This window comes from Rhizobium sp. 01N424 (assembly GCF_056399485.1).
In genome coordinates this window covers 40,940-51,075 of record NZ_JBFTRK010000021.1, presented here as the reverse complement: position 1 = coordinate 51,075, position 10,136 = coordinate 40,940, and the positions used below count along the sequence as shown (strand labels likewise).

At 62.6% G+C, this 10,136-nt stretch carries 7 protein-coding genes and 1 pseudogene; 7 read left to right on the top strand and 1 reads right to left on the bottom strand.

The window, feature by feature from the left end; genetic code table 11:
- The 5 genes and pseudogenes from AC1DNK_RS28910 to AC1DNK_RS28890 all read left to right on the top strand — a co-directional run.
- Window positions 1–195, top strand: a pseudogene (locus AC1DNK_RS28910) (efflux transporter outer membrane subunit); the annotation flags it as partial.
- Between the two features lie 535 nt (window positions 196–730).
- A complete protein-coding gene (locus tag AC1DNK_RS28905; protein ID WP_112516398.1) occupies window positions 731–2,053 on the top strand; it encodes a polysaccharide biosynthesis/export family protein in 1,323 nt (440 codons plus the stop codon).
- An 18-nt stretch (window positions 2,054–2,071) separates the two neighbouring features.
- A complete protein-coding gene (locus AC1DNK_RS28900; protein ID WP_477944599.1) occupies window positions 2,072–5,284 on the top strand; it encodes a glycosyltransferase in 3,213 nt (1,070 codons plus the stop codon).
- Window positions 5,285–5,287: 3 nt separating this feature from the next.
- Window positions 5,288–6,544, top strand: coding sequence for a glycosyltransferase family 4 protein (locus tag AC1DNK_RS28895; RefSeq protein ID WP_477944598.1), 1,257 nt, complete (start codon window positions 5,288–5,290; stop codon window positions 6,542–6,544).
- A gap of 134 nt (window positions 6,545–6,678) precedes the next feature.
- Window positions 6,679–7,371 (top strand): sugar transferase, encoded by a 693-nt coding sequence (locus AC1DNK_RS28890; RefSeq protein ID WP_112516396.1) that lies wholly within the window; start codon window positions 6,679–6,681, stop codon window positions 7,369–7,371.
- Here the strand turns inward: AC1DNK_RS28890 and AC1DNK_RS28885 are convergent.
- Window positions 7,361–7,558: a hypothetical protein gene (locus AC1DNK_RS28885; RefSeq protein WP_112390127.1), complete on the bottom strand. Its 198-nt coding sequence runs from the start codon at window positions 7,556–7,558 to the stop codon at window positions 7,361–7,363. The genes AC1DNK_RS28890 and AC1DNK_RS28885 overlap by 11 nt on opposite strands.
- A gap of 245 nt (window positions 7,559–7,803) precedes the next feature.
- Here AC1DNK_RS28885 and AC1DNK_RS28880 point away from each other — a divergent pair, with 245 nt between their 5' ends.
- Window positions 7,804–9,264, top strand: a complete 1,461-nt coding sequence (locus AC1DNK_RS28880; RefSeq protein WP_477944596.1) for an oligosaccharide flippase family protein — start codon at window positions 7,804–7,806, stop codon at window positions 9,262–9,264.
- Window positions 9,265–9,294: 30 nt separating this feature from the next.
- Complete coding sequence (locus tag AC1DNK_RS28875; protein WP_112516393.1) at window positions 9,295–10,116, top strand: methyltransferase, TIGR04325 family; 822 nt, start codon at window positions 9,295–9,297, stop codon at window positions 10,114–10,116.
- Window positions 10,117–10,136 lie beyond the last annotated feature (20 nt).

Here is a 10,136-nt window from a genome sequence, read left to right as displayed (position 1 = left end):
TCCTCGCTGCTCGACGTTCTCGATGCCCAGCGCAACGTCTCGACGGCCCAGGCAAGCCTGGCCGCCGCCGTCCAGCAGATGGCCAAGGACTACGTCTCGCTCAACGTCGCCGTCGGCGGCGGCTATGCGCCCGATGGCGCAAAGCCGAGYGCTGTCGCGAAGGTGGAAACAATCGCTCCGTCAAAGGGAAGCTGAACCGCGGCAAGCGTGCAACAGAAGGCGCTAAAATGCGGATCATCTGCCCGAAAACCGGCTATTTTGCCCCGGTTTAAGCCCTTAACCCAAAGGGATTAGTTGATTTCGACCATCGATATGGCATCCTGACCTCGGGATTGGGGAAAGTAGCGAGTAGAACCTATTCCAAATGCGGCAGCTAATACTCGCGGACTATAGAGCCGCGACCTGGCTCCTTGCGGAAGGGCTCGCTTCGGAACACGGAGCGAGCCCGGTTTCGTTGATATCCAGGGATCTTGCGCGGCGGGTGCGGTTTGGGCCCGCTTCGTGATGCTGTCCGCCTCTCCTTTTTTACGCTAATCCGAATGAAGCATTCCGGGCCTCGCCGCGCGGACGCTTCAGTGCGTCCCATGCGCGCGAGCTACCCCAGCGGCCAAAAGAACTAGCTGCGCCTACCGCCTCCAGGGGATTTCGCTCGCGGGCGTTTCGCCTGATCATCCGTGCCAGTATGCCCGGCGGCCCTCCGCCAGGACGATGCGAACCATGAGGCTGTCAGATGACCATTGGCGCAAAAGGACGCGGACGTTTCTCCGCGAAGGTTGCGGGCGCCGCCCTACTCTTGCTTGCAGCCGCCCCGTCAGGCGTTCTGGCGGATGAGAGCGGCTATCAGGTCCGTCCCGAAACCAAGCTGAAGGTCACCGTGGTCGAATGGGTGGCATCGACCGGCGACTACAAGGAATGGACCGCGCTCAACGGCGAATTCACTGTCACGCCGGCCGGCAACATCTTCATCCCGATGATCGGCCAGATGAATGTCGAGGACAAGACGGTCGACGAGATCTCGCAGCTGATCGGCGCCAACCTGAAGCGCATCACCGGACTGGCGACCGCGCCGACGGCCTCAGTCGAGGTGGTCAAATACCCGATGGTCTATGTCAGCGGTGCCGTCGAACGCTCCGGCGAGTTCGAATTCCGCCCGGGACTGACCGTCAAGCAGGCAATGGCCATGGCCGGCGGCAAGGAACGCCGCAGCAGCCCGCAGGGCGAATATTCCGACGCCGAGCAGATCCGCTATGCCGGCGATCTCGGCCGCCTCGAACTGCAGCTGAAGCAATATATGGCCAAGCGCGCCCGCCTGATGGCCGAGTTTTCCGGCAAGGATTCAATCGAATTTCCGCCCGAGATCGCTGCGGCCAGTCAGGATCCGATCATCGGCCAGATCATCCAGAGCGAGACCGCCTTGTTCAAGGCCCGTGCCGATGCGCTGAGCCGCGCGTTGCAATCGGCAACCGAGCTCGAAACCCTGCTGACCAGCGAAATCAGCGTCCTCGACGAGAAGATGTCGACGCAGGACCGGCAGGTCACCATCGCCCAGGACGAGTTGAGCGACATTTCCAAGCTCGTCGACACCAAGATCCTGACCACCTCGCGCAAGACCGCGCTCGAGCGCACGGTCGCCGAAATGCAGGGCAGCAAGCTCGACCTCGTCGTCGCCTCGATGCAGGCCAAGCAGAAGCTCAGCGAAACCAAGCGCGACGCCGAAACCCTGAAGAGCCAGCGCACCACCGAAGCCGGCCAGGAGTTGCAGACCACCGAGTCCGACATCGAGGACACCAAGCTGAAGCGGGCAACCACGCTCCAGCTCCTGCAGATCGCCGGTGCAACGGTGTCCCGCTACCAGAGCCTCAAGGCTGTCGACCTGCAGCCGCTGGAATTCTGGGTGACGCGCACCGCGAGCGACATTCCGACGACGAGCGAAGTTCAGGACACCGAGGAACTGCAGCCCGGTGACGTTCTCGATGTTCGCTACAACGTATCCACCAGCTTCCAGGGAACGGTCATTTCCGCCCTGGAACCTGAACAAAAACAAACGCCCTAGGGAGCTGCGAGGATAGACATGGTCATTCAGGAGATCGGCAAAATCGTTCCCGGCAATCATCACGCTTTCGATGAGACGCAGCGCGAATACATATCCTTCCGTGACATCTGGGCATTCCTGAAGCGCCACGCCGCGCATCTGGCGATCTGCACGGCACTCGGCGTGTCGGTCGGCGGGCTCTATATCTTCAGCACCGAGCCGATCTTCTCGGCAACGACCCGCCTGGTCATGGACCCCGAGCAGGGCCGCATCGCCTCGCAGGACGCCTTCACCGGCACCATCATCATCGAAGCCGCCGAAATCGCCAGCCAGGTGGAAATCGTCAAGTCGGAGTCGATCGCACGCGACGTCATCGCCAAGCTGAAGCTCGATCATGACCCTGAGATCATCGGCGGCGAATCCTGGCGCGGCATGATAACGGGCGCCATCAAGAGCATCATCCCGGGCATGCACAAGCCGGAGACCGCGCCGCAATCCCCTACAGAGACGGCCGAGGAAGCCCTGATGCGCCGCACGATGGCGTCCTTCCTCTCCCGCGTCACGGTGACCCGCGTCGGCCAGTCCTATATTCTCGAAATCGGCTATAGCTCCACCGATCCGGAGAAGGCGGCCCGCGTCGCCAATGCCATTGCCGACGCCTATATCCGCTCCGGCCTTGCCGAGCGCGCCGCCGCCGCGCAGAGCGGCGCCAAGTGGCTCGAAAGCCGGTTGATTGAAGTTGGCCGGAAAGCCCGCGAAACGGCGATGCAGGCAGAAGAATTCCGCGCCAAGAACGGCATCATGGAGATCAATGCCACATCCTCGCTCGACCAGCAGCAGCTCTCCGAAATCAGCACCCAGGAACTCAGCGCCCGTACCCAGACGGCGGCTGAAGCCGCAAAATACGACGCGCTCGCCCGCCTGAAGAACGGTGGAGAGCCCGATGCAACGGTGCAGGAAGCCGTCAACAATCCGCGTATCCAGAAGCTTCAGGAGGACCTGAGCATCGCCGTGTCGAAGCTCAACAATCTGACCGGCCGTTACGACGCGGGCAATCCAGCCGTCGTTGCGGCACAGGACGAGGTCGCCGGACTGAAGAAGGCGATCGACGACGAATATACCCGCATCCAGTCGCTCTACGCCACCAATCTGGAAGTCGCCAAGAACCGCGAACAGCTGCTCAAGACGCAGCTGGAATCGCTGACCGCCGCCGGTACCGACAAGAACCTTGCGCGCGTCGAACTGACCGAGATGGAAAGCCAGGCCACCACCTACCGCCGGATCTATGAAACCATCCTGCAGCAGGTGACCGGCGCCATCCAGCGCCAGTCCTTCCCGATCGGTAACGCCCGTATCGTCACGGCGGCCACCGCTCCGCTTTCCAAGAACTGGCCGAAACCCAGCCTCATCATTCCGCTGACCGCCATGCTCGGCCTTGCCGGTGGCCTCGGCATGGCACTTTTCAACGACGGTTACCGCCGCCGCCTCAATGTCCTCGGGCGGCTGCGCAGCGAGCTCGGCATCAATTCGCTCGGGACCATCCCGTTGATCGGCCGCGAAGGCAATCTTGCCGCCAGCGTCTCGCCCGTTAGCATCGACGTCGCCTACCGACGGGTTCTCGATGCACCCTATTCACGCTTCACGGAATCCTTGCGCAGCATACGCGGCGCCATCGACGCCGCATTCCGCTCCAACAACTCGACCGTCATCGGCATCACCTCGATCACGCCTGGCGCCGGAAAGACGACGCTCAGCGTCAATCTGGCTCAAGTCTACCAGCACGAAGGCAGCAATGTCGTTCTCGTCGACGCCGACTTCATCAACGCACGCCTGAGCGCAGTCGCAGCCGACTCCGGCCCGGCCTTCGGCCTGAAGCTGCTCGGCTCCGATCACGCCGCCCGCAAGAACAACCAGCGTCCGAACGATCTCGAGCCGGGGGCGGATGTCGAGGGCGCGCTTGCGACCGTCACCGTACCCGACATCATGCGCTCGGCAGGCGCGCATCAGCGCTTCGGCCACCTGATGGCCTTGCGCCAGGAAATCGAGGCGTTGCGCCGCAAGTTCAAGATCGTCATCGTCGACATGTCGCCCTTCGAAGGCTCGGCTGATACGCGCCAGATCTGCAGCTTCATGGACGGCGTGCTGCTGGTTCTCGACAATGGCAGCGACGTGACCAACGACCGTATCCAGAACGCCCTCAGCGAATTCAGCAGCGGCCGCATCAATCTTCTCGGCGTCGTCACGACGCAGATCAGCGCCGCAAAGCCGAAAGTATCGGGCGGCCGCCACAAGCTCCTGAAACCAACCGGCCCCACCCGGACCGCCTCGGTACCGGCAATCATCAACCGCGCCACGGCAGCGCCGCTGAACATGGTGGTTGGAATCGCCAGCTCCGGGCGCCGCGACATCCTCTCGGCCATCCTGCCGCAGATTTCGAAGCAGACGCGCCAACCCGACGAGGTCATCGTCTGCGTCACCTCGACCACCGATATCGACCAGGTGTCGCTCTCCTCGCTCGCCTGCCCCGTCCGCATCATCATTTCCGAGCGCGGCCTCTGCAGACAGCGCAACGAGATCGTTGCCAATGCCGGAAACGCCGGTGTGGTGCTCTTCCTCGACGACGACTTCATCATGGTGCCGAACTACATCGAGCGGCTGGAAACCATTTTCCAGACCCATCCGGATGTAGCGATGTGCACCGGCCGGGTATTGGCCGATGGTATCATCGGGCCCGGCATCTCCGTCCACGACGGCCTGAAACTGGTCAGCGACCGCGCCCGGCAATCGTCAAACCTGCCGATGACCATCAGCCCGATCTACAACGCATACGGCTGCAACATGGCAATCCGCATGTCGGCGGTGAAGGCAGGCGATATCCGCTTTGACGAAAACCTGCCGGCCTACGGCTGGCTCGAGGACGTCGATTTCAGCCGCCGCATCGCCGAATATGGCAGCGTCGTTTCCGCCGATAGCCTCGAAGGCGTCCATCTCGGCGTCAAGGTCGCTCGCACGGCGGGTCTGAAGCTCGGCTACTCGCAGATCGCCAACCCGATCTATCTGATGCGAAAGCAGACGATGGGTACGCGTTACGGCACAGTCCAGATCGGCCGCAACGTCGCGGCGAACTTCGCCAAATGCCTGCGCCCGGAACCCTGGGTCGATCGCCGCGGCCGGCTGAAGGGCAACATGCTTGCGATGCTCGACCTTTTCCGCGGCCGGTTGACCCCGCGCCGGATCGAAAGTCTGGAATAGCGGATGCGGCACCGTCAGCCCGATCGCGTCGTGATCATCAATGACCGTTCCGAACGGGTCGGCGGCGCGTCCAATCTGGCGGTCCTCTCCGCCGAACTGATCCGTGACCGGGGCATTCCAGTCACCTACTTCGCCGGCGACGGCGTCGAGCACGGTATCGCTTCGGCCGAGATGGTAGGCGTCGGCGGCATGCCGCTCGTCAACCAGCACAAGCTGGCGGCAACCATCGGCGGTCTTTACAATCAGGCTGCCTACGACAGCCTGCGCGGTGTCATCGCCCGTACGGATTCACCCGGCACGATCTATCACGTCCACGGCTGGTCGAAGATCCTCTCGCCGTCGATCTTCCGGGCGCTCTGGCGCGTCCGCTCGCGGGTGGTACTGCACGCCCACGACTATTTCCTCTCCTGCCCGAACGGCGGCTATGCCAACTATCAGAGCCACCGCGTCTGCAACCTGACGCCGATGTCCGCGCGCTGCCTGACGACGCAATGCGACAAACGCGGCTACCACGAGAAAGTCTGGCGCTCGACCCGCCATCTCATCCGCCAGCATTTCTTCCCGACCCGCTACGTTCCGGCCAATATCGTCATCGTGCACCAGCACATGCATGAATATTTCACCCGGGCCGGCATCAATGCCGAATTCATCCGCACCATCCGCAACCCAGTGGAGCCCTTCCTGCACCTGCCGCCCAGTCCGGCGGAGACGAAGAAATTCTTCTTCATCGGCAGGCTGGAGCCGGAAAAGGGCTTCGAGGATGCGGCGCGCGCAGCGCGTCTCGCCAATGTCCCGCTGCATGTCATCGGCGATGGCGCCGGCCGCGCGGTGCTCGAACGCGATTACCCCGAAGCCGTCCTGCACGGCTGGAAGAGCAAGGAAGAGATCGCGGGCCTCGTCACCGACGCACGCTGCATCGTCATCTCCTCGCGCGTGCCGGAACCCTTCGGTCTTGCCGCGGTCGAGGCGGTCGCCAGCGGCATTCCCGTGATCATTCCGCAGGCCGCACTGCTCGCACGCGAGATCGCCGATCTCGGCTGCGGATTGACCTTCGAGAACGGCAATATCGAAACCCTGGCAGCCGCCATGCGGCGGCTTGCCGATGATGACGCCCTCATTCGCACCATGAGTGCAAACTGCCTGCGCCAGCGCTCCGGCATGGCACATACCTCCCTCTCCTGGGCTGAGGCCCTGTTCGAACTCTACGATGAGATCCTCGAACGGGCACATGCTGGCCAAGAAGCTGCACTTGCAGGGTAATCCCGCATCGCAAGGCAACGATTGGACGCGCCCGATTACCTCTATGTGACTAGCCGACTACCCTCAGGATGAATTGTAAATGGCCAGACGCGCTGGCAACCTGATCATGGGTTCAAGGGTAAATGGGGTTTGATATGTTATCTGCTTTCGACGGCTTTGCCCGCGGTGACCAGGTCACGCCGGAGATCCGTGTCGTTGCAGCCGGCTACCGGCTCAAGCGTACCCTTGACATCGTTTTCGCTAGCCTCGGCCTGCTGTTTCTGGCCCCGGCTCTGATCCTGATCGTCATCGCCCTTTTGATCGTCGATGGCCGTCCCATCTCCTTCAGCCATACCCGTGTCGGCAAATACGGCCGCCCGTTCCGCTGCCTGAAATTCCGCTCGATGCGCACCGATTCCGCCGAGCGCCTGGCCGAAATCCTGGCGACCGATCCGGTGCGCCGGGCCGAATGGCAGGAAACGCAGAAGCTGATGAATGACCCGCGCGTCCACTGGCTCGGCAAGCTCTTGAGAATGACAAGCGCCGACGAACTGCCGCAGCTGATCAACGTGCTGCGCGGCGAGATGAGCCTTGTCGGCCCGCGCCCGATCATCGCCGAGGAAATCGAGCGTTACGGCGCCAACGCCCATGTCTATCTGGCGATGACCCCTGGCCTGACCGGCATGTGGCAGGTCAGCCGCCGCCAGGACACCTCCTACGAGGAACGCGTCCAGTATGACGTGGATTACTACCGCTCGTGTTCATTCACGACGGATATCAGCATTCTCTGGAAAACGGTCGGGGTGGTTTTTCTCGCTCACAACGAGAAAGAGCGGCTCACCAAATGAAAATGGCGGCGAGAATGACCCAGCAGGCGAGGCAGAACAGCGCCAAGCCCCAGCGGAGCTTGTATTTAAGGAAAGACGGGCGGCCATCCGGCGCCTGGCCGGGACCGGCATCCTTGGAAAGATCACTGAAGCTGGCCGCGCTCTGCGCATATGCAGATTTGCGTGCCGCCTTTGACTCTGTGATCATGACATTGTCTCCCTACCTATTCGGCAGCCGACTCAGTACAAGCTCTCCGTCCTGCCGGGAATCGCATACCGCGCAAACCTTGTCCAACGATTGTTTCTCGGGCTGGCAAGGCGGCGCCGCATCTTTCCGGGCTGCAGTAATAACACCGCAGCCGCCTTGTTGTTCAATCCGCCGCGAGGTTCGGTGAGATGAACGAGCGGGAGGAAAGACCGGACAGCCAGAATCCGCAGCAGAAAGCCAGGCGCATGAAGATGCCCGCCTTCGTCGGTGCGGGGCTCTGGACGCTCTCTGCCAAGATCGTCTCGCAGCTCGCCCAGCTGCTGGCATTCCTGCTCGCCGCCCGCATCCTGGAATCGGCGCAATTCGGCTTTTACGCCTACAGTTCGGCGATCGCCATCCTGCTGGTGCTCTGTGCCGAGGGCGGCTGGGGCGAGTATGTGATGAAGTCCCACAGCACCGGCCGCGAGCTCGACCAGATCGGCACGATTGCGGTGATGTCTGGCGTTCTCTGCACCGGGGTCGGCTTCCTGATTTCCGGCGCCCTGCATGTCTGGAACGAGCAATGGCTCGGCATTCTGATCGCACTCTACAGCTGCTGGTTCCTGCCCTCCTCGCTATCGGTCGTCTATGACGGCCTCCTCGTCAATCGCGGGCAGTTGAAGCAGCAGTCGATCATCCGCATCGTCGCCGAGGGCCTCGGGCTCGCCGTCACCATCGCCGGCCTGCATGCCGGCTTCCACGTCGCCTCGCTGATCATCGGCCGGCTGGTGATGCAGACCACCTGCCTGGTCGGCTCGTTCATCGTCGTGCGCTGGTATCCGCGCTTCCATCTCACCCGCGCCTTCCTCTTCGATATCCTCGAATTCTCGCGGCACATCCTGTCCAACCGGATCATCTTCTACCTCCGCTCCTATTCCGGCACGCTGGCACTTGGCAGCTTCCTGGGCCTGGCCGAAGCCGGTTACTACCGCGCTGCCGAACGGATCGTCGGAGCCATTTCCGAGCTGCTCGGCGAACCGGCCCGCATGCTGGCCTGGACGGCCTTCCGCAAGATCAAGGGCCAGCCCGCCGATCCGCAGAAATTCGAGGAACTCGGCCGCACGGCGACGCATTTCATGACGGCGCTGATGATCGTCTCCGCACCTGTCTACATCGGCCTGGCGCTGGTCTCTCCCGCTCTCGTCGATATCGCGCTCGGCGACAGCTGGGCGCCGACCGCGGCACTCGTCTCCATCCTCGCCATCAAGCAGGTTTTGCTGATACCGGGCTACGTCACCGAGCCGCTGCTGTCGATCACCGGCAACATCGCCCGGATGCCGCGCCTGATGCTGCTGAACGGCGTCGTGGCGATCGCCCTGATCGTCGCCGCAGCGCCGTTCGGGGTCGAGGCCGCCGCCTTCGGCCAGTGCATCGCCGCGCTGATCAGCCTGAAAATCTCCGCCCATCTGCAAGGTCGCTACGGCGGCCTCGACTGGAAGCGGGTGTTCCGCGATTGCGGCTATGTCTTCATCGCGATCCTCGCGATGTCGGCCATCGTCTATGCCTTCGGCTATATCGGCGAAGCGACGGCGATGACCCGCATCGAGATGATTGCCTTTCAGGTGCTGTCAGGCGCCGTGACCTATTTTGCAGCACTGGGGGTGATGCATCGGTTCCACGGCGGCGTCGTTCCGATCTGGGAGGTGAAAGATCAACACAAGACTTAGTGACCATCCATCAAGGCCGGGGAAAAGCCGATGACGACGACTGTGACGCTGAAAGGCCGCACATCGACTTTGCGCGAAGCAAGGCGGCGTGCTGAAAAGCTTATTGTGCCATTGCAAGCCCTCAGCGGGCGCCTGCGATACTTCCTTCCGATCCCGCGCCGCTTCACCGGCGCCTATTCCAGCTATGCCGAAGCGCTGGCCGCAGCCAGTACCGGCCCACTTGCCGGCTACGATCACGACGAGATCGCCCCTGTCGCCTTCGAGCAGATGTGCAAGATCGCCGCCTGGGATTATCCCGTGCTCTTTTGGATGCGTGATCTGGTCCGCGAAACCGGCAGCCTGGTCGATGCCGGCGGCCACATGGGCACCAAATACCGGGCCTTCCGCTCACACTTGCCGCTCGGTCCCGATTTCCGCTGGGTCGTCTACGACCTGCCGTCGATCATCCGTGCCGGGCAGCGTCTCGCCGAAAAGGACAAGCTGACGCGGCTTTCCTTCGTCGACCGCATGGCCGACGCCGGTCCCGCGCCGCTGTTTCTCGGTTCCGGGCTGATGCAATATCTCGACATCCCGCTCGGCAAACTGATCGGCGACATGCCGCAAGCCCCGAAACATCTGCTGCTCAACAAGGTCGCCCTGCGCAAGGGGCCGACCGTCGTGACGCTGGAGCAGATCGGGCCTGCCAAGGTGCCCTACCAGATCCGCAATGAAGCCGAGTTCATGCATCATGTGACCGGCCTCGGATACGAGCTGGTGGACCGCTGGGCGATCCCCTCGCTCTCATCCAGGATCGACACCCATCCGGAACTCGGCGCCAGCGAAAGTGCCGGCTTCTACTTCCGCAAGATCTAAACGGGATCGCCACGAATCCA

Bases quoted from the DNA above. Each gene is read 5' to 3' on its own strand.
- AC1DNK_RS28895 (WP_477944598.1), top strand. From the start codon at position 5,288: ATGCGGCACCGTCAGCCCGATCGCGTCGTGATCATCAATGACCGTTCC.
- AC1DNK_RS28905 (WP_112516398.1), top strand. From the start codon at position 731: ATGACCATTGGCGCAAAAGGACGCGGACGTTTCTCCGCGAAGGTTGCG.
- AC1DNK_RS28875 (WP_112516393.1), top strand. From the start codon at position 9,295: ATGACGACGACTGTGACGCTGAAAGGCCGCACATCGACTTTGCGCGAA.
- AC1DNK_RS28885 (WP_112390127.1), bottom strand. From the start codon at position 7,558: ATGATCACAGAGTCAAAGGCGGCACGCAAATCTGCATATGCGCAGAGC.
- AC1DNK_RS28890 (WP_112516396.1), top strand. From the start codon at position 6,679: ATGTTATCTGCTTTCGACGGCTTTGCCCGCGGTGACCAGGTCACGCCG.
- AC1DNK_RS28900 (WP_477944599.1), top strand. From the start codon at position 2,072: ATGGTCATTCAGGAGATCGGCAAAATCGTTCCCGGCAATCATCACGCT.
- AC1DNK_RS28880 (WP_477944596.1), top strand. From the start codon at position 7,804: ATGAAGATGCCCGCCTTCGTCGGTGCGGGGCTCTGGACGCTCTCTGCC.